The organism is Echinicola shivajiensis, from assembly GCF_018642165.1.
GTDB lineage: Bacteria > Bacteroidota > Bacteroidia > Cytophagales > Cyclobacteriaceae > Echinicola > Echinicola shivajiensis.
In genome coordinates, this window is sequence record NZ_JAHHZM010000004.1 from 267,277 (window position 1) to 286,703 (window position 19,427).

Sequence of the window (19,427 nt, forward strand, 5' to 3'; positions counted from 1 at the left end):
GAATTTTTCATAAAAACCAGTATTATGAATAAGTATTTGATTGTTTTCCTTCTTGGATTGTTATGGACAAGAAATGTTCAAGGGCAAAGCATTTCAGTTCATGATCCTGTGATGATTCAGGAAAACGGAACATTTTATCTTTTCTGCACAGGAAGGGGAATAGCTGTTTGGTCATCAAAGGATAAGGAGGATTGGAGTCGAGAAGAGCCTGTTTTTCCCGAGGCTCCATCTTGGGCAAAGGAAGTGGTGCCAGATTTCAAAAATCATATTTGGGCACCAGATATTTCCTTTCAAAATGGCCAATATTACCTCTATTATTCAATTTCCTCCTTTGCCAAAAATACTTCTGCAATTGGTGTGGCCACCAATAAAACACTAGATGCTGATGCTTCTGATTTTGAATGGGTGGACCATGGAATTGTCATAGAAAGTGTTCCTGGCAGGGATATGTGGAATGCCATTGATCCCAATATAGTCAGTGATGAAGAGGGGGGGAATTGGATGACATTTGGGTCTTTTTGGTCTGGTCTGAAACTGGTTAGGCTAAATGAGGATCTTTTGTCCGTAAAAAATGGACCTAAGGATTGGTATACCATTGCCAGAAGGAAAAGATCTTTTGAACTGGATGAGCGCGATCCAGGAGATGCGGCCTTGGAGGCGCCTTTTATATTCAAAAAGGATAATTACTATTATTTATTTGTATCCTTCGATTTATGTTGCAGAGGGGAGGATTCCACTTATAAAATGGTGGTGGGAAGATCTGAAGAGCTACAGGGACCTTATTTGGATAGGGAAGGAGAAAGCATGTATAATGGAGGGGGAACCTTGGTGCTTGAAGGTAATGAGGACTGGTATGGGGTAGGGCATAACTCGGCCTATACTTTTAATAATAAAGATTATTTGATTTTTCATGGTTATTATGCTCAGCAAAATGGGAAACCATTACTTTTTGTAAGAGAAATAACTTGGGATGAAGCAGGCTGGCCAATCGTAGGCATAGATTGATATGTATTGGCGAAGAAATAAATATGGCTTTTTAATCAGCTTTATGTTGGTACTTTTCAGTATATCCTGTTCAGAGGATACTGAAGCTCCCCAAAAGCTTCCTGAAGTTGAAGAAGATTTCAAATTGACAGATATTAAGGATGCCTATGCTGGGATTGCATCGTTTAGTCAGACAGCCCAATGGGGGCCTTATAATGTTCATGATCCTGCCATCATCAAGGTAGGAGAATGGTATTATTGTTACAGCACAGATGTGGCCTATGGTCAGCCTCTTTTGAGGGTAGGTATTCAGATGAGAAAGTCCAAGGATTTGGTTGAATGGGAATTTGTTGGTTGGGCTTATGATGGATTGCCCATGCAGGCAGTCAATTATATACGCTCTGGAAATACGGAGCCTTTCGAGAATATTTGGGCACCCTACTGCCTTAAGGTTGGTGATGAATTTAGGCTCTATTATTCCCTTTCCTCAGAAGTCCATAAACTTAGCACTATTGGTTTATTGACAGCATCTTCTCCCGAAGGACCTTGGTTGCAGTCTGGCCTGGTAGTCACTTCCGCTCCCAATATCCCAATGACCAATGCCATTGACCCGACTGTCATTGTGGATCAGCAAAACAGGCACTGGATGTATTATGGTTCAGCCTATGATGGGATTTATGTATTGGAACTGGATCCCACAACAGGTTTAAGCAAGCAAGGAGGTGATAAGGGGAAAAGGGTTGCTCAAAGGGGTTTTACTGCTGGGGTGATCAATGGGAATATTGAGGCTCCTGAAATCATTTATAATGAGGAAACAGGTTTCTATTATTTATTCCATTCCTATGATTGGCTGGAAAGCAAATACAATATCCGTGTGGCTAGATCTAGTAATCCCGAAGGACCTTTTTTGGATTATAATGGTCAGGATATCAATACAGAATTGGATAATGGCCCAATGATCATTGCTCCTTATAAATTTGAAGGGCATGCAGGTTGGCAGGGTACAGGCCATAATGCTGTTTTTAAGGGGCAGGATAATTATTATATTGCCCATCAGGGTAGGCCTACAAGTGATAGGTTTTTTATGATCCTTCATGTACGCAAATTGTTTTGGACAAAAGAGGGTTGGCCGGTAGCCTCACCTCAACGCTATGCGGGGCTGGTTCAAAGTCCTCTTGAACGGGAAGAACTTCTTGGAGAGTGGGAGCAAATAGTTTTGGGATACAGGGTAGTGCCTGGCTTTGCAGCAGAACAATTTTCACCTGATCAGCAGGTTTCTTACAGGATCAACCTCAAGGCCGATGGAACCATCGATGGACAATCTGCAAATAGATGGACTTATGAAAAGCCTTGGCTTTTTTTGGATTATGGCAATGGCACTTTTGTGGATAAAGTGGAGGTCGAAATCGGTTATGACTGGGAAAATCACAAAGAAACCCTGATCTACTCAGGCTTAAACAATGAAGGAACGGCCATTTGGGCCAAAAAGAGATAAAATTAATAGCAGATGAATCATAAAATAACCTATTTAACAGCATTGGCCTTGTTGGTCTTGCCTCTTCAATCTTCTCTGGCACAAAGTCCTGCGCGGTCTGTGGAATTATTTGATTTGGAGCAGGTGACTTTGCTTCCAAGCCCTTTCCTAAATGCCCAAGAGGTAGATAAAGCCTATATACTTGAAATGGATGTCGATAGATTACTAGCTCCTTATATGTTGGAAGCAGGGATTGAGTGGCAGGCCGAGCGCTATGGGAACTGGGAAAATACTGGTTTGGATGGGCATATCGGAGGCCATTATCTTTCAGCATTATCCATGATGTATGCGAGTACCGGTGATCTGGAGATCAAGGGTAGAATGGATTATATGGTTGAACAGCTGGCCTTGGCCCAAGATAGAAATGGAAATGGCTATTTGGGCGGAATACCTGGGGGCATGGCCATGTGGAAAGAAATCAGCGAAGGAAATATTGATGCTGGAGGATTTTCCCTTAATCAAAAATGGGTTCCACTGTACAATATCCATAAAATTTATGCAGGCCTTAGGGATGCGTATTGGATAGGAGGAAACCAGCAGGCAAAGGAAATGTTGGTTGAGTTAAGTGATTGGTTTTATGATTTGACCAAGGACCTTTCCCAGGATCAATTTCAACAAATGCTGATCAGTGAGCATGGCGGCATGAATGAGGTGTTTGCGGATGTGGCAGCAATCACAGGAGATATGAAATATTTGGAATTGGCCAAAAAGATGTCCCACCAAATATTGCTAGAGCCCCTTGAGCAGGGGAAAGATGAATTGACTGGTATGCATGCCAATACCCAGATCCCAAAAGTGGTTGGTTTTCAGCGGATTGCCCAAGAAGGTGACTTGGCAGAATGGCAAAATGCAGCTGAATTTTTTTGGAACACAGTGACCCAAAATAGATCAGTAGCAATAGGAGGGAACAGTGTAAGAGAGCATTTTCATCCTGCGAACGATTTTTCAGCTATGGTTTCTTCAGAGCAAGGGCCAGAAACCTGCAACACTTATAATATGCTACGACTTAGTGAGCAGCTGTACCTTTCTAATCCCTCGGCAAAATATGTGGATTTTTATGAGCGAGGATTATATAACCATATTCTTTCTAGCCAGCATCCAGAGAAGGGGGGCTTCGTTTACTTTACCCCCATGCGTCCTGGACATTACAGAGTTTATTCTCAGCCGCATGAAGGCTTCTGGTGCTGTGTGGGCTCAGGGCTGGAGAATCATGCTAAATATGGAGAATTTATCTATGCCCATACAAAGGATGAACTATATATCAACCTATTTATTCCATCCCAGCTTAATTGGCAAGAACAAGGATTGGAATTAACCCAAAGCACATCTTTCCCCGAGAAGGAGGAAAGCCAATTTACGTTGAAGCTGGATAAACCGAAAAAATTAAAATTAAAGTTTCGCTACCCTGCTTGGGTAAAGGCAGGATCGCTGGAGATTGAGCTTAATGGAAAGCTTATTGAAGTCAATGCCCAACCTTCCTCTTATATTGAACTGGAGAGAAAATGGAAAGATGGTGATCATATTACCATAAAGCTTCCTATGGAAATGAGCTGGGAGGCTTTACCTGACGGTTCAGCTTGGGGGGCTTTTGTTTATGGTCCCATTGTGCTGGCGGCAGAGGAAGGGAAAGCCCATATGGCAGGCTTATTTGCAGATGATAGTCGTATGGGGCATGTGGCCTCTGGAAAAATGTGGGCATTGGCTGAAACTCCTTTGTTAGTCAGTGAGAGTAATGACCCAACGGATGAACTTGAGCCAGTTTCAAATGAGGCATTAACTTTTAAAATGCTTGGAGACCTTGTCCCTCAGCAAGAAGAGGAGCTCATTCTTAGGCCTTTTTACGAAATTCATGAATCAAGGTATCAGATATACTGGCCGATAGCCAAAAAGGAGAAAGTGGAAGAGGTGAAGGCTATGATCAATAAGAAGGATGGGTTGATGTTGGCTTTAGAGAGACGGACGGTGGATCAGGTGGCCACTGGTGAGCAACAACCTGAGTCTGACCATTTCTTCAAGGGACAGCAAACACAATCGGGCAATGATGATGGATATTTTTGGAGGAGTACAAGTGCATGGTTTAGCTATGAATTAAAGAATTCGGATTTCAAGGCCAAAGCTCTTAGAATTACCTTTCCAGGTGAGGTGAAGGGGAATACTTTTGATATTTATATTAATGACCAACTCTTCAAAAAGGAACAATTGGTAAATATAGCCTCAGCCAGTCAGGCTTTGGATTATGAGTTGCCAGAGGGCTTGCAAAAAGAAGAAAAGCTGGTGATCAAATTCCAAGCTTTGGAAGGTAGGCCGACGGAGAAGATTTATTATGTCCGCCTACTAAAATAATACTGAACCCTAAATATTATATAATGAAATACAGCATTTTAATGTATCTATTGCTGGTCAATATTGTTATTGCCTGCCAGCAGCCCAAAGAAACTAGTTTTAATTCCCCAGATGGATCTTTGGAATTGGATTTTAAAGTGGAAGAAGGAAAGGCCCTTTACCACTTAAGCAAGGAAGGTAAAGAGGTGCTGGAATGGTCCCAACTGGGAATTATAATGGACAAGGCTGATTACTACAATGGGCTTTCTTTGGTTTCCATCTCAGAGCTTGGTGAGATAAGGGATAATTATAGCTTGGTGCATGGTAAGAAAAAGGAGATTGAATATGTGGCCAATGAGCGTATTTATTCCTTAGAAAACCCTGATGGAGAAGTAATGAAAATGGCTTTTAGACTTTCCAATGATGGTCTGGTTTTCCAGTATCAGTTTGAAGGGGAAGGGGATGAGGTTTTTACTATTGAGGAAGAAAAGACCAGTTATAATTTTCCTGCTGTAGCCAAAGCTTGGATGCAGCCAATTGCTGAGGTCAATACAGGTTGGGAGTCCAGTAATCCTTCTTATGAGGAAGAATATCAAATGGGGATACCTGTAGGCACTCCTTCTCCGATTTCTGCAGGATGGGTTTATCCGGCTTTGTTTCAGAGTAATGATAATTGGGTCTTGATTTCTGAAGCAGGACTCGGGACCAATTACTGTGCAAGTAGATTGGCTGCTGAGTCACCAGATGGAGAATATGATCTTGCCTTTCCTGGTCCAGAGGAGGTGTTTCCGGGTGGTCCAGCTAAACCAACGAGTACTTTGCCTTGGGAATCACCATGGAGGATATTGGCAGTGGGGAGTTTGGGAACTGTAGTGGAATCCACTTTGGGGACCGATCTTGCCAAACCGGCAGTAAGGATGTCCTCTGATTTTGTAGAACCGGGCCAAGCAGCATGGAGTTGGGCATTGGGTAAGGATGAATCCATTACCTATGATATCCAGAAAAAACATATTGATTTTGCTGCCGAAATGCAGTATGAACATTGCTTGATCGATGTGAACTGGGATACAACTATTGGATATGAAAAAATCGCAGAGTTAGTAGATTATGGATTGGATAATGGTGTGAAAGTACATCTTTGGTATAATTCGGCTGGTTCCTGGAATACCACTCCTTATCACCCCAGAAATTTGTTGCTGACTGATGATGGGAGAATGGAGGAGTTTCAACGTATTAAAGATATGGGGGTAGCCAGGGTGAAGATAGATTTCTTTGGGGGTGATGGCCAGTCCATGATCAATTATTACCATGATATTCTAAAAGATGCCGCAGAAGTAGGTCTTTTGGTGAATTTCCATGGGACGACTTTACCAAGAGGTTGGCATAGAACTTATCCTCACTTGATGACCATGGAGTCAGTTAAGGGATTTGAAATGATCACTTTTGAGCAAGCCTTTGCTGATAGGGTGGGCAAGCACTGTTTGATGTTGCCGTTTACCAGAAATGTTTTTGACCCAATGGATTTTACCCCAATGTCCTTGGATGAAATCCCCAATATTGACCGTAAGACCAGCAAGGGGTTTGAACTGGCATTGTCTGTAATCTATGAATCAGGTATTCAGCATCTGGCCGAATCACCAGAAGGGATGGCCAAACAGCCTGAAAAAATCAAGGATTTTTTGCGAGGACTTCCAGGGACCTGGGAGGATACCAAATTTATAGCAGGCTTCCCTGGGGAATATATTGTTTTGGCCCGAAAGTCCGAAGGAGGATGGTATTTGGCAGGAATAAATGCGACAGATCAAAGCCAGGAGATTAAACTTGATTTGAGCCAATATGGCAGCGGTAATAGCTGGCAATTAATTCAGGATAATGCGGATTATTCAAGTTTTGATGTCAGTCAAATAGTGGAAAAAGAAGAGCTTATGGTTAATTTATCTCCTTTAGGCGGATTTGTGCTTTTGCATTTAAAATAAAAAATGTAATTTAGACACTTAATAATCAATAAACCTCAGAATATCATGAAGAAAACATTAATTGGTGGGCTGATTGTGGCAGTGATGATGCTGTCAGGCCTCAAAGTACAGGCCCAAAACAAACTGGTCATCAATGCTGACCAGGGGAAGACCCAAATTAGCCGACATATTTATGGACATTTCAGTGAACACCTTGGACGTTGTATCTATGGTGGGATCTGGGTAGGCCCTGATTCAGATATAGAAAACATCAATGGCTACAGAACCGATGTATTTCAAGCTTTGAAAAATCTTGATATTCCAAACCTGAGATGGCCAGGTGGCTGTTTCGCAGATGAATACCATTGGACAGATGGCATTGGCCCAAGAAGTGAGAGACCAAAAATGATCAATACCCACTGGGGTGGAGTAACTGAAGACAATTCCTTCGGGACACATGAGTTTTTTGGTTTTGTTGAGCTTTTGGAAACAGAGCCTTATATCACAGGAAATGTTGGAAGTGGCTCTGTGGAGGAAATGTCAAAATGGGTAGAATACATCAACTTTGATGGTGTGAGCCCAATGGCTGATTTGAGAAAGAAAAATGGGAGAGAAGAACCTTGGCAAATCAAGTATTGGGGGGTAGGAAATGAAAGTTGGGGCTGTGGAGGTAATATGACCCCGGAATATTATGCCAATGAATACAGAAGGTATGCCACTTTTGCCAGGGATTATCCAGGAGCAAAATTGTATAAAATAGCTGGTGGAGCCAATTCCACAGATTATAATTGGACAGAGGTATTGATGCAAAAGATTCCTTTGCATATGATGGATGCCATGTCCTTGCATTATTATACCGTTCCTGGAAGTTGGGGAAACAAAGGATCTTCAACAGATTTCTCCAAAGAAGAATACCTTTTGACCTTGCAAAAGGCAGCATTCATGGATGAATTACTGACTAGACATGAGACCATTATGGACAAATACGATCCACGAAAAAGAGTGAAATTGATCGTGGATGAATGGGGTACTTGGTATGATGTGGAGCCTAATACCAACCCTGGTTTCCTTTATCAGCAAAACACCCTTAGGGATGCTTTTGTGGCTGCAATTACCCTGAATACATTCAACAAACATGCTGATAGGGTTCATATGGCCAACTTGGCACAAACAGTGAACGTGTTACAGGCATTGATCTTGACCGATGAGGATAAGATGTTACTCACCCCAACTTACCATGTTTTTGACCTCTACAAACCACACATGGATGCGACTTTACTTCCAAGTTATGTAGAGTCGGAGATGGTAGAAGCAGGAGGTACCAAAATCGAAGCCTTGAATGTTTCTTCTTCACTTTCTGAAGATGGCACTGTCAATATCAGTATAGCGAATGTAGATCCTGAAAAAGCAATTGACTTAGATGTATTCCTTCATGGCACACAAGCAAAAGATGTAAGCGGTAGATATTTGACTGCTACTGATTTGAATTCCCATAATACCTTTGATGAAACTGATGTGGTAAGCATCAAGGAATTTAAAGATTTTGAATGGGCTAAAGATGTGTTAGAAGTAAAAGTACCAGCTAAATCAGTAGTCGTTCTTAGGGTAAAGTAAGTCATTATAATTAAGGATTCTTTATACTAAAAGTGAAGACTTCCTATTTTGTGAGAGATTAACAATAATAAACCAAAATATGCAATGAAGGATAACTTTGTCATCGGCCTTGACTATGGCTCGGATTCAGTAAGAGCGGTGATTGTCAATACAGAAAATGGGGAGATCAAAGCCAGTCATGTGTTCTGGTATCCTCGGTGGAAAGAAGGGAAATATTGCAAGCCCATTGAAAACCAATTCAGACAACATCCTTTGGATCATTTGGAAGGATTGGAAGTAACCATAAAGGCAGTAGTGAAGGAGTCCGGAATCCCTGCAGAGCAAATCAAAGGAATCTGTGTGGATACTACTGGTTCATCTCCGATGGCTGTGGATCAGAAAGGAAAACCCTTGGCACTGTCCTCGGAATTTGCAGAGAACCCCAATGCCATGATGGTACTTTGGAAAGACCATACGGCCATCAAGGAGGCTGATGAAATCAATGAATTGGCCAGGACTTGGGGAGGTGAAGATTTCACTAAGTATGAAGGAGGAATTTATTCTTCAGAGTGGTTTTGGGCCAAAATATTGCATGTAATCCGAGAAGATGAGGCTGTGGCGGATGCCGCCTACTCTTGGATGGAGCATTGTGATGTGGTCACTGCTGAGCTGATAGGGGCAGAAGATCCACTTGCATTTAAAAGAAGCAGATGTGCGGCCGGTCATAAAGCCCTGTGGCATGAAAGCTGGGAAGGATTACCACCCAAAGAGTTCTTGGAAAAATTGGATCCACGACTTGCCGAGCTTAGAGATCGATTATATACTGAAACCTATACCTCAGATTTGCCAGCTGGTAAATTAAGCGCTGCTTGGGCAGGGAAACTCGGACTTAGTCCTGACACAGTTGTAGCTGTGGGTACCTTTGATGCGCATGCCGGAGCGGTAGGAGGCGAAGTAACAGAGAACACCTTGGTTAAGGTTATGGGAACCTCTACCTGTGATATTATGGTGGCTTCTTATGATGCCATTGGAGATAATTTAGTAAAAGGAATTTGTGGGCAAGTAGATGGTTCAGTGGTGCCAGGAACAGTGGGCTTGGAAGCTGGGCAGTCTGGATTCGGCGATGTGTTGGCTTGGTTTAAGGATTTGATCACCAAACCGACTGCCACCTTGATCCAAGCAAGCCAGACAATAAAGGAAGAGGAAAAAGCGGCCCTTATTGCTGAAATAGATAGCCAACTCTTGATCAAACTTTCTGAGGAAGCTTTGCAAATTCCATTATCAGAAACAGCTCCTATTGCCCTTGATTGGGTAAATGGGCGGAGAACCCCTGATGCCAATCAAGGATTGAAGGGTGCTTTAATGGGCTTGAGCATGGGGACTGATGCTGCCAGGGTATTTAAGGCATTGGTAGAGTCAATCTGTTTTGGTTCCAAAAAGATTGTGGATCGCTTTAGAGAAGAAGGGGTACAAATCGATACGGTAATTGGAATGGGTGGAGTGGCCAAAAAATCCAAGCTGGTCATGCAGACTATGGCAGATGTCTTGAATATGCCTATTAAAATAGCTACTTCTGACCAAGCTCCAGCACTAGGGGCTGCTATGTATGCCTCGGTAGCTGCAGGTATCCATCCAAATACGGAAGCAGCCATTGCCGCCATGTCCAATGGTTTCGATGCGATCTATGAGCCGGTTGCTGAAAATGTAAAGGTTTATGAAAAATTATACCGAGATTATACTGAATTTGGGGCCTTCGTTGAAGGTAAGAAATCAGTGGCTTTAGCCGACTAACAGCCAACAAACAGGCTGTCTCAAAAATCCACGTCATCGCGATTGTAGCGATAGCGAAGAGAAGCAATCTCCCTATATGTACATTGTGAGTACTTCGAGATCACTTTGCTTCACTCGTGATGACGTATTTCAGACTTATGAGAAAACCTGTTTTATGTTTTTCCATTTTTCTCTTTCAGTATTTTGACGGGCAACTCTTTTTGACTGCCATATAATTTGACTTCAATAATATCACTAGGTAAAGCAAAGCCATTAGTTTCCAATGCCTGTTTGACTTGCTTGATGATTTCTCCTTTCACCATCACGGCTTCTTTTCTGAATTCAAAGGTGTTTACCCAAAAAAAGACTTTAAGGTTTACTGTGCTGGTAGCCAAAGCATCTTCAGCGACATAATTTTCATGGATACCGTCTTGCACAATAGAAGGGTGTTTGTTGACTGTTTCCATGATAATTTCCTTGGCTTGATCCAGGTCATCTTCATAAGCGAGCCCCACCACAAAATCCCATCTAAAGAAGCCATCTTCGGTATAGTTGATGACAGGCTTTTTTAATACATCACTGTTAGGAATATAGACATCTCTCCCGTCAAAGGTCTTAAGTTTGGTATACCTGAACTCTAGAGATTTGATCTTGCCAAAGAGCTCACCAATTTCCACAGTATCGTTTACATTAAATGGACGGTTAAAGGCTAAAATTATTCCACTTATAAAGTTCTCCCCGATGTCTTTAAAAGCAAATCCTATAATGATAGCAGAAGCACCCAAAGAGGTCAATAAAAAGGCGGTGATGGCCCCAAGGCCGGCAATATTCATAGCCCAAATGATCGCTAGGATAAATAAACCAATCTTTACGGCATTCCCCAAAAATTTGCTCATAAGGGGATCACTGGACCTTCGGGAAATTTTTTGTTGGGTTAATGAGCCAATTTTCTTTGCGATGAGATAGCCAAGGATGATAATGACCAGTCCCAATATGATGCCTGGAATATTCTCCAGAAAATTGTTCCATGAATCCTTAACGGATTGTAAGATGGTAGAAATATCTCCTTCTCCTTGTTCCATAGGTTGTTGTTAGCTTAACCTAATGTAATGTTTTTTTGGAATATTGATATTGAATTGTCTGATAATCTGTGCTTGATATGGAGGGTGTGAAATAAAAGAGCCTGCCCAATTGAGTTTTGAATCAATGGCCAGGCTCTTTTATGTTTTCAAACAAGAAAAAGAATCATACAGGCTTATCTTCTTCCACCACCATTCTTTTTGCGGTTGGCAAAGAATTCCTGCTTGCGTCTTTGCTTTTCTTTGTTGAATTCTTTTTTCTGCTGGGCATTCATGGGCTTTTCCGTCTGAGGAAAAGGATGGTCTTTTGCCACGTTGATCTTCTTATTGGCCAATTTTTCAATGTCCTTTACATAAGCATTTTCCTCTGGCTCACAAAGCGAAAGCGCAATTCCAGCTTCTCCAGCTCTACCAGAACGTCCAATACGGTGGATATAAGTTTCAGCGGCTTCGGGAATATCGAAATTGATCACATATTTCAGTTTGTCAATATCAATTCCTCTGGCAGCAATATCTGTAGCTACCAAGACCCTTATCTTTCCTCCTTTAAAGTCCTTAAGCACCTTTTGTCTTTGGTTTTGGGCTTTGTCTCCATGGATGGCTGCAGCGTGTATCTGCTTCTTTTTTAGGTCCCTTACAATTCTGTCAGCACCATGTTTTGTCCTTGAAAATAAGAGAACTTGATCAATCTTTTCATCCTCCAAAATATGCAGGAGCAAGGCTTTTTTGCTGCTTTTATTGGTGTAATACACATATTGCTGGATGGTCTCAGCAGTGGAGGAAACGGGAGTAACTTCTACTTTTTGGGGCTGATGTAATATTTGTTTAGAAAGACTAAGGATATTGTCAGGCATGGTGGCCGAGAAAAAGAGGGATTGTCTTTTAGTAGGGAGTATCTTCAGCAGTTTTTTGATATCATTGATAAATCCCATGTCCAGCATCCTATCTGCCTCATCCAATACAAAAAGGTCCACAGACTTAAGGCTGATATGTCCCTGATCGATCAGGTCCAAAAGCCTACCTGGTGTGGCCACAAGAATATGGACTCCTTTTTTGAGTTTTTCTACCTGTTGTCCCTGCTTGACACCCCCAAAGATTACCGTATGTTTAATTTTAGTGTATTTGGCATATCGTTCAATATTCTCCCCGATTTGAATGGCCAGCTCCCTAGTAGGTGTGACAATCAATGAACGGATTTTTGGCCAAGGGTCATTGGCATAAGGAGCTTGGTGGATGTGCTGAATAATAGGAATGGAAAAAGCGGCAGTTTTTCCGGTACCTGTTTGTGCGCAGCCCAGTACATCGTTGCCCTGGAGTATAAGGGGAATGGCCTGCTCCTGAATAGAAGTTGGCTCAGAATAGTTTTTGTCTTTTAATGCTTTAAGTATAGGAGGAATAATCCTCAAATCGTCAAATTTCATATTTCGTGTCATAAGGAACACCTTATGGATGATCCAATTGATAATAAATTATTTGTGGAGGCTACTTGCACAGATGCATTCAAATCAGCAAAATCCCCAGAATTCGGGAGGTAAATGTTCCTGTGGGAGAAAAGAATAATTTGATTTTGGAAGTTCTCAACAAGCAAAGGTATCAAAAAAAGAGCAGATTAAATGGTATCTAAACTTATTATACTGTGCAACATGTAATTATGTCATAATAGGAGAAACCTCTTTTCAATAATAAATCTCATGTAATTATCTGGAAAGTAAGTGGTCTAAAATATCACCTACATAATAAGCAACAATGGCAGCTACAGCGCCTAGGAGCAAGGTTTCTAAGGCCCCTTTCCACATTTTTGTCTGGTTGACATAGGTTTTTAGTAAGCCTATAAGTATAAAACCAGCTCCAGTTAGTATAGAAGTGATGAGAAAAATATTCAGATCTAATGGAATGAAAAAATCCCAAACATATACAAACAAAGGTATTAGGCCAACTGAGATAAATGAGATATAGGTAAAGAAGCCAATCAGCAGAGGAGACTTTTTGTCTTTGATCATCTCCAATTCTTCCTTCATCATAACATCCACCCATCTGTCGCGATCACTCGTGATCGTGCTGACCACCTGCTCCAATAATTCCCCATTAAATCCCTTTTCACGGTAAATAGCCCTGATTTCTTCTTTTTCATCCTCAGGCATATGTCTGATCTCCCAATATTCCCGATTTCGGTGTTTATGGTAATTGTCCCTTTCTGATTTTGCGGATAAATAGGCACCTATGGACATGGAAAAACCATCAGCCAATAGGTTGGCAAATCCCAGGATGATGATAATCGCACTATCAAGTCCTGCGCCTACTGATCCCGCTACTACAGCGAAGGTGGTGACGCATCCATCAATGCCTCCATAGACAAATTCGGCCAAATATTTTTCAAAATGAGAAGGAACCGCGTTTTCCTGTTCCAGGTGTCCTTTTGAGATATCTCCTTCTTCTATATTCATAATTATAAGTGGGAATATAAAATGATCTCTCTCAATATAATGAAATTTAAGGATAAGACTAGCAGTCGAATAGGTGATACGGATCAGGAACAATAGAAAGTTTGAATGTCTATTACGCCATTTTTCTGCACAACGATTTTCACTTCTCCTGAGGACTTGGGAAGTGAAAAAACAAATTCGTTTTCATTCCTTCGGATAAGTCTCGGGCTGATGACTTCGCCTGTCTCCTCATCTATGGATAGATACATATTCCTCATTTGATGAAAAACTTCATTGAAGCTAAGTTCGGTAAAGCTATAAATTCTGGATTGACAGCCTTCATATGAGGAAATTATATAGGTGCCGTGATCAAATGTGGTTTTCTCGGAATCTACCTCAAACAGCTGCCCATAAATATTAACAGAATCTTTATAGGTATCGGTTTTGATTTCATCTCCCAGGAGGTCAATGCGCAAAGGTTGGTATGGGAATTCATCTACCTGAGGTGGGATATTGGAAACATCTCCACTAAAGATATAGCCCTTACGACCATCAGCTGTTTTGACCTCAAGCCATACTCCATTCATGTGGAATTGAACAAAAATGGAGAACTGGATACTTTTATTGGTGTTATTGATGATCGTTAATGGATCTCCCGGAAGGAGCATATCAAGTACTTTGGCATTGGAATTGGGTTTTTTCTTCAATTCTGTACCTTGAAAATCAATAACGAAAACAGTCGATCCAGCGGTAAAATTAGAGGCAATACTAGCTCCTCCCCATACAGTAAAATAGAGGAGGAAAATGAGCTTTTTCATAGCATGTACAGTTTATGTGTGGTTAAGGATAAATTAGTACAAGGATAAAGCGCATAGGTTAAAAAGCAATTAATTGTATCTAATATAGGTAATTAACAGGTTAAAACATAGTTTGATGGAGGTGTGCTACAAAAAGGTTTATTTTCTTTGAGAGGATTCGCGGACATGTAATTCAGTATTTAGAACGATTTTTTTCTGAATGGAGCGACTTTCCTCTATTTGTTCCAAGATTAATTTGGCCGCATTACGTCCAATTTCATGAGTAGGGTGGGCCACTGAAGTCAAGTTGGGTTCCACTACGGTAGCGTGAAACTCATCAGAGAAACCGGCCAACATGATATCTTCTGGAATGGAAAGTCCCCTACTTTTAATTTCTTTCATGGTGGCGAAGATCACCGTATCGTTGACTCCTAGGATGGCATCCGGAGGGGAAGGAAGGTTAAGTAATTTTTGCGTGGCTTTTGTAGCGTTTTCAGGAGAAAGGTCAGTACGAATCAAATATTTAGGATCATATTCTAAGCCTACTTGATCCAGACCTTTTAAGTAGCCTTCGGTTCTTTCTTGTACTATATTCAAATGTTTGGGGCCAGTAATATGGGCAATTCTTTTTGCTCCATTTTTATAAAAATGGGTAGTAATATCTTTGGCCATGGAAATGTTGTCCACTACTACAGTGGAAACCTTTTTTTCCAAACAAACCCTGTCAAAGAAAACCAAGGGGACATCATGTTCCAAAACCTTTTCGAAATGTTTGGTATTGCTGCTGTCTTGTGCCAGGCAAACTATAAGGCCATCAATTCTTAAGTTCAGGAGGTTGTTTACTGATTCAATTTCTTTTTCCATGGATTCCTTGGAGGAAGAAATGACGATATAGTATCCCGCCTGCTGCAGCTCTTCCTCAATACCTGAAATGATGGAGGAAAAAAAGTAGGTCACCAAATCTGGGACAATAACTCCAATTACGCGGGTTTGTTGTCGTAGCAATCCCATGGCAAGCGGATTGGGTATATAATTCCACTTTTGCGCTAAGGCCTTTATTTTTTTTGTCAGCGTTTTGTCTATATCAGGATGGTCCTTCAAAGCCCTAGAAACAGTAGAAATTGAGACATTGAGCTCTTTGGCTATGTCCTTAAGGGTGATCCTCTTTTTCTTCATAATTCAAATAAATTGAAAAAATATTTCACCTGCAAAGCTTTGCACAAACCTTTGCAGGTGGATGGGCTGGATTGAAGGAACTTTGAAGGCTTTTTTTGAACAAATAATTATTTATATTTCACGTCAGTTTTCCCAGGATAACATATTAAAGATGACATTAAAACCCTTAGGTAATACCGGTATTCAAGTACCATCAATCGTTTTTGGAACTAGTGCATTGGGCAATTTATTTACAGCCCTTGACCCAAAAGTGAAAGAAGAATTAGTTAAAGAGAGTATAAAATACACCCAACCCCAGACATTTTTTGATTCGGCCGGAAAGTATGGTGCTGGCCTTGCGCTGGAATCATTAGGCAATGCCTTGAATGCCCTTAATATTCCAAAAGATGAAGTTGTGGTTAGCAATAAATTGGGCTGGGTAAGGAGTCCACTTCTAGGTTCAGAACCTACTTTTGAAAAAGGAGTATGGAGGGATCTTAAACATGATGCCGTTCAGAAAATCAGTTACAATGGCATATTGGAATGCTTTGAAGAAGGCAATGAATTGCTCCAGGGATATTCCACACAGTTGGCTTCTGTTCATGATCCAGATGAATACCTGGCCAATGCTAAAAATGAAGCTGAGGAAGCCGCTTTATTCGAAGATATCCTTGAAGCGTATCGAGCGCTGGAGGATTTGAAGAAAAAAGGCCTTGTGAAAGGGATAGGGGTTGGTGCGAAAGACTGGAAGGTGATTCCTCGGATTTATGAACATATCAAATTAGATTGGGTCATGTTTGCCAACAGTATGACCATTATTTCCCATCCACAAGACTTAATGGCATTTATGCAGCGATTGGCAGATGACGGTGTTGGAATTTTGAATTCAGCAGTATTCCAGTCGGGTTTTTTGGTGGGTGGAGATTATTATGACTACCAGTTGATCAAACCTGATACTCCGGAAAACAAGCAAAAGTTTGACTGGAGGGATAAGTTCTTTGCTGCATGCCAAGATTTTGGCGTTTCCCCTGCCCATGCATGTGTGCAATTTGGGCTTTCAGCACCAGGTGTGACGAGTGTGGCGCTTAGTACTACTGAACCCGATAAAGTGAAAAGAAATGTGGATTCCACTGTCAATAAGTTGCCGGATGAGTTTTGGGCAGAACTAAAAAATAGGGGATTATTGCATGAATATAGTCCAGTTTAAGTATTATTATAAATTATCAATTTACCCTCATATAAAATGAATAACCAAACTAAATCAAGGCTGGTGTCCAAAGAGACATTATTGCCTTTTATTTTACTGACCAGTCTTTTTCTACTTTGGGGCTTGGCCAATAATATGACAGATACCTTGTTGGCGGCTTTTAAGAAAATCCTCAGCATGACTGATACCCAGACTTCCTGGATTCAGATGGCCTTTTACGGGGCGTATTTCTGCTTGGCCTTACCTGCAGCTATTTATATAAAAAAATACACCTATAAATCAGGCGTATTATTGGGATTGGGACTTTTTGCCGTTGGGGGATTATTGTTTTATCCTGCTAGTATTCTGATGTCCTATGGGTTTTTCCTTTTTGCCCTTTATGTGTTGGCTGGTGGACTTTCTATCTTGGAAACTTCAGCCAACCCTTATATCATGGTAATGGGGCCAGAAGAATCAGCCACTAGAAGGTTGAACTTGGCACAGTCATTTAATCCAGTTGGATCTATTATTGGGGTGGTGCTAAGTAAGGTATTTATTCTTTCCCAACTCAATGTGGCTGAAGCAGAGGATAGGGGCAAAATGACTGCAGCAGAGCTTCAACAAGTTCAGCAGGCCGAACTGGATGCGGTCATGGGAACCTATGTTGGTGTTGCTTTATTCTTGGTTTTGGTGTGGATGCTGATAAAATTCACCAAAATGCCTAAAGCTTCAGAAGATGTTCAGCATGACTCTCTATCCAATGGCTTTAAGCGTCTTTTTGCCAACAAAAACTATACTTTTGGCGTATTGACCATGTTCTTTTATATCGGTGCCCAAATCGGTGTTTGGTCATTTACCATTCGATATATTATGATGGAACTTCAACTGAATGAGAGTGACGCTTCTGATTATTATTTAGCGGGGTTGGTTCTATTTACTGCCAGTAGATTCTTGTTTACTGCCTTGATGAAGTTTATCCGTCCGAGTATGTTGATAGCCATTTCGGCAGCAATAGCTATTGGGCTGACATTTGTGGTGATCTTTGGTGGTGGAATGGTAGGAGCCATCGCATTGGTGGGTATTTCAGGATGTATGTCTTTGATGTTCCCTACCATTTATGGATTGGCAGCTGAAGGACTTGGAGACGATACCAAACTTGGTGGATCTGGTTTGATCATGGCGATTTTGGGCGGAGCAGTTTTCCCTGTGATTCAAGGTTTTGTTTCTGATAGCTTTGAGAGCATCCATATTTCATTCTTTGTACCCGCATTCTGCTATCTTTTGGTGGTGGTTTATGGTATTTATCATTATAGACATAAAAAGGAGATTCCAGCTATGGCCCAACATGCCTAATCTGGGTGAATGTTGTTAGATAAGAAAATACTTTAATAATGTCACCTTGAGCGGAGTCGAAGGGGGGAGTGGCCTCGACTCCCTGTCCTCCGGAAGGCGGGCGCTCAGCCTGACAACAATTTAATTTGGCTAACATAGCAGCATTAAATCTGGATTTTAATTATTGAACTTAGCTCAGCAGTTCTTTAAGAAAGTGACTGAGAAAAATCGAAGTGGAAAATGAAAATATTGACTTGTAATAAACCAGGTGAATTTGGGTATGGGGAAGCTCAAGAACCCCAACTTGAACCAGGCAAGGCCATCATCAAGGTCAAGAGGATCGGGATTTGTGGTACCGATTTACATGCTTATGAAGGTACCCAACCCTATTTTAATTATCCAAGGGTATTAGGTCATGAGCTTTCCGGTGAATTGGCAGCAGTAGATGGTGCTGAAGGTTTTTCCAAGGGGGATTTGGTGAGTATTATTCCTTATTTCAGTTGTGGAGAATGCGTGGCCTGTAAGGCTGGAAAGCCGAATTGCTGCGTAAGCATAAGCGTGTTTGGTGTTCATGAGGATGGGGGAATGAAGGAATATATATCAGTACCAAGTTCTTCGCTGATCAAAAAGGAAGGGTTGAGCCTTGAGGAACTGGCCTTAGCAGAACCATTGGCTATTGGTGCTCATGGAGTGAGAAGGGCAGGAGTTAATCCTGGAGAGTTTGTGATAGTGATGGGGGCAGGCCCTATTGGATTAGGCGTGATGGAGTTTGCAAGAATTGCTGGCGGTAAAGTTATTGCTATGGATATCAATGAAGATCGATTGGCATTTTGCCGGGAGGTTTTGGGAATTGAATATACGGTGAATGCCAAAGGAGACTATAAAGCCGAAATAGAAAAAATCACATCGGGTGGATTTGCTGAATCTGTGATTGACGCTACTGGCAGTGCCATGGCCATCCATAATGGCTTTGAGCTGATGGCGCATGGAGGAAGATATGTGTTAGTAGGATTACAAAAGGGCGAAATAGCTTTTAGCCATCCAGATTTCCATAAGAGAGAGTCTACCTTGATGAGCAGTAGAAATGCTACAAGGGAAGATTTTGATAATGTGTTAAGTGCGCTTAAGGACAAAAAAGTAAAAGCAGCCTCTTATATAACACATGAGGTTGGTTTTGACCAGGTCAAAAATGATTTTTCTTCTTGGCTGGATCCCTCCAATAAAGTGATCAAGGCAATGGTGAATTTATAAGTAAAAGTGGACTTAATAGTCCACTTTTTTGCTTTTGGAGTATTTA

The 19,427-nt window shown here is 41.4% G+C and carries 14 protein-coding genes; 9 read left to right on the forward strand and 5 right to left on the reverse strand.

Annotated elements, in window-relative coordinates; all coding sequences use genetic code 11:
* The first annotated feature begins 24 nt into the window (after positions 1-24).
* From KMW37_RS09600 to KMW37_RS09625, 6 genes are all read left to right on the forward strand, one after another.
* Positions 25-1,005 (forward strand): arabinan endo-1,5-alpha-L-arabinosidase, encoded by a 981-nt coding sequence (locus KMW37_RS09600; protein ID WP_215224400.1) that lies wholly within the window; start codon positions 25-27, stop codon positions 1,003-1,005.
* A 1-nt stretch (position 1,006) separates the two neighbouring features.
* Complete coding sequence (locus KMW37_RS09605; protein WP_215224401.1) at positions 1,007-2,479, forward strand: arabinan endo-1,5-alpha-L-arabinosidase; 1,473 nt, start codon at positions 1,007-1,009, stop codon at positions 2,477-2,479.
* A 12-nt stretch (positions 2,480-2,491) separates the two neighbouring features.
* Positions 2,492-4,861, forward strand: coding sequence for a glycoside hydrolase family 127 protein (locus KMW37_RS09610; RefSeq protein WP_215224402.1), 2,370 nt, complete (start codon positions 2,492-2,494; stop codon positions 4,859-4,861).
* A gap of 23 nt (positions 4,862-4,884) precedes the next feature.
* On the forward strand, positions 4,885-6,816 hold the full coding sequence (locus KMW37_RS09615) for a glycoside hydrolase family 97 protein (RefSeq protein WP_215224403.1): 1,932 nt from the start codon (positions 4,885-4,887) through the stop codon (positions 6,814-6,816).
* A gap of 45 nt (positions 6,817-6,861) precedes the next feature.
* Entirely contained in the window at positions 6,862-8,409 is a 1,548-nt protein-coding gene (locus KMW37_RS09620) for an alpha-N-arabinofuranosidase (RefSeq protein ID WP_215224404.1), read from the forward strand.
* 84 nt (positions 8,410-8,493) lie between these two features.
* Positions 8,494-10,179, forward strand: coding sequence for a ribulokinase (locus tag KMW37_RS09625; protein ID WP_215224405.1), 1,686 nt, complete (start codon positions 8,494-8,496; stop codon positions 10,177-10,179).
* 152 nt (positions 10,180-10,331) lie between these two features.
* Here the strand turns inward: KMW37_RS09625 and KMW37_RS09630 are convergent, their stop codons facing one another.
* The 5 genes from KMW37_RS09630 to KMW37_RS09650 all read right to left on the reverse strand — a co-directional run bounded on the left by KMW37_RS09630 (position 10,332) and on the right by KMW37_RS09650 (position 15,633).
* Positions 10,332-11,240, reverse strand: coding sequence for a mechanosensitive ion channel family protein (locus tag KMW37_RS09630; protein WP_215224406.1), 909 nt, complete (start codon positions 11,238-11,240; stop codon positions 10,332-10,334).
* A 173-nt stretch (positions 11,241-11,413) separates the two neighbouring features.
* Positions 11,414-12,658 (reverse strand): DEAD/DEAH box helicase, encoded by a 1,245-nt coding sequence (locus KMW37_RS09635; RefSeq protein ID WP_215224407.1) that lies wholly within the window; start codon positions 12,656-12,658, stop codon positions 11,414-11,416.
* Between the two features lie 276 nt (positions 12,659-12,934).
* Positions 12,935-13,681, reverse strand: coding sequence for a VIT1/CCC1 transporter family protein (locus tag KMW37_RS09640; RefSeq protein WP_215224408.1), 747 nt, complete (start codon positions 13,679-13,681; stop codon positions 12,935-12,937).
* An 83-nt stretch (positions 13,682-13,764) separates the two neighbouring features.
* Positions 13,765-14,478, reverse strand: coding sequence for an SH3 domain-containing protein (locus KMW37_RS09645; protein WP_215224409.1), 714 nt, complete (start codon positions 14,476-14,478; stop codon positions 13,765-13,767).
* Between the two features lie 138 nt (positions 14,479-14,616).
* A complete protein-coding gene (locus KMW37_RS09650) occupies positions 14,617-15,633 on the reverse strand; it encodes a LacI family DNA-binding transcriptional regulator (RefSeq protein ID WP_215224410.1) in 1,017 nt (338 codons plus the stop codon).
* Between the two features lie 151 nt (positions 15,634-15,784).
* On the opposite strand from KMW37_RS09650, the gene KMW37_RS09655 reads away from it, so the two are divergent.
* From KMW37_RS09655 to KMW37_RS09665, 3 genes are all read left to right on the forward strand, one after another.
* Positions 15,785-16,819 carry an aldo/keto reductase gene (locus tag KMW37_RS09655; protein ID WP_215224411.1) on the forward strand — a complete coding sequence of 345 codons (1,035 nt, stop codon included), beginning with the start codon at positions 15,785-15,787 and terminating at the stop codon, positions 16,817-16,819.
* Positions 16,820-16,855: 36 nt separating this feature from the next.
* Complete coding sequence (gene fucP / locus KMW37_RS09660; protein ID WP_215224412.1) at positions 16,856-18,151, forward strand: L-fucose:H+ symporter permease; 1,296 nt, start codon at positions 16,856-16,858, stop codon at positions 18,149-18,151.
* 219 nt (positions 18,152-18,370) lie between these two features.
* Positions 18,371-19,381: a zinc-binding alcohol dehydrogenase family protein gene (locus tag KMW37_RS09665; protein WP_215224413.1), complete on the forward strand. Its 1,011-nt coding sequence runs from the start codon at positions 18,371-18,373 to the stop codon at positions 19,379-19,381.
* Positions 19,382-19,427 lie beyond the last annotated feature (46 nt).

Excerpts from the sequence above, each read along its gene's own strand:
- KMW37_RS09610 (WP_215224402.1), top strand. The coding sequence starts at position 2,492 with ATGAATCATAAAATAACCTATTTAACAGCATTGGCCTTGTTGGTCTTG.
- KMW37_RS09625 (WP_215224405.1), top strand. The coding sequence starts at position 8,494 with ATGAAGGATAACTTTGTCATCGGCCTTGACTATGGCTCGGATTCAGTA.
- KMW37_RS09645 (WP_215224409.1), bottom strand. The coding sequence starts at position 14,478 with ATGAAAAAGCTCATTTTCCTCCTCTATTTTACTGTATGGGGAGGAGCT.
- KMW37_RS09605 (WP_215224401.1), top strand. The coding sequence starts at position 1,007 with ATGTATTGGCGAAGAAATAAATATGGCTTTTTAATCAGCTTTATGTTG.
- KMW37_RS09655 (WP_215224411.1), top strand. The coding sequence starts at position 15,785 with ATGACATTAAAACCCTTAGGTAATACCGGTATTCAAGTACCATCAATC.
- KMW37_RS09620 (WP_215224404.1), top strand. The coding sequence starts at position 6,862 with ATGAAGAAAACATTAATTGGTGGGCTGATTGTGGCAGTGATGATGCTG.
- KMW37_RS09635 (WP_215224407.1), bottom strand. The coding sequence starts at position 12,658 with ATGAAATTTGACGATTTGAGGATTATTCCTCCTATACTTAAAGCATTA.
- KMW37_RS09630 (WP_215224406.1), bottom strand. The coding sequence starts at position 11,240 with ATGGAACAAGGAGAAGGAGATATTTCTACCATCTTACAATCCGTTAAG.
- fucP (WP_215224412.1), top strand. The coding sequence starts at position 16,856 with ATGAATAACCAAACTAAATCAAGGCTGGTGTCCAAAGAGACATTATTG.
- KMW37_RS09650 (WP_215224410.1), bottom strand. The coding sequence starts at position 15,633 with ATGAAGAAAAAGAGGATCACCCTTAAGGACATAGCCAAAGAGCTCAAT.
- KMW37_RS09600 (WP_215224400.1), top strand. The coding sequence starts at position 25 with ATGAATAAGTATTTGATTGTTTTCCTTCTTGGATTGTTATGGACAAGA.
- KMW37_RS09640 (WP_215224408.1), bottom strand. The coding sequence starts at position 13,681 with ATGAATATAGAAGAAGGAGATATCTCAAAAGGACACCTGGAACAGGAA.
- KMW37_RS09665 (WP_215224413.1), top strand. The coding sequence starts at position 18,371 with ATGAAAATATTGACTTGTAATAAACCAGGTGAATTTGGGTATGGGGAA.
- KMW37_RS09615 (WP_215224403.1), top strand. The coding sequence starts at position 4,885 with ATGAAATACAGCATTTTAATGTATCTATTGCTGGTCAATATTGTTATT.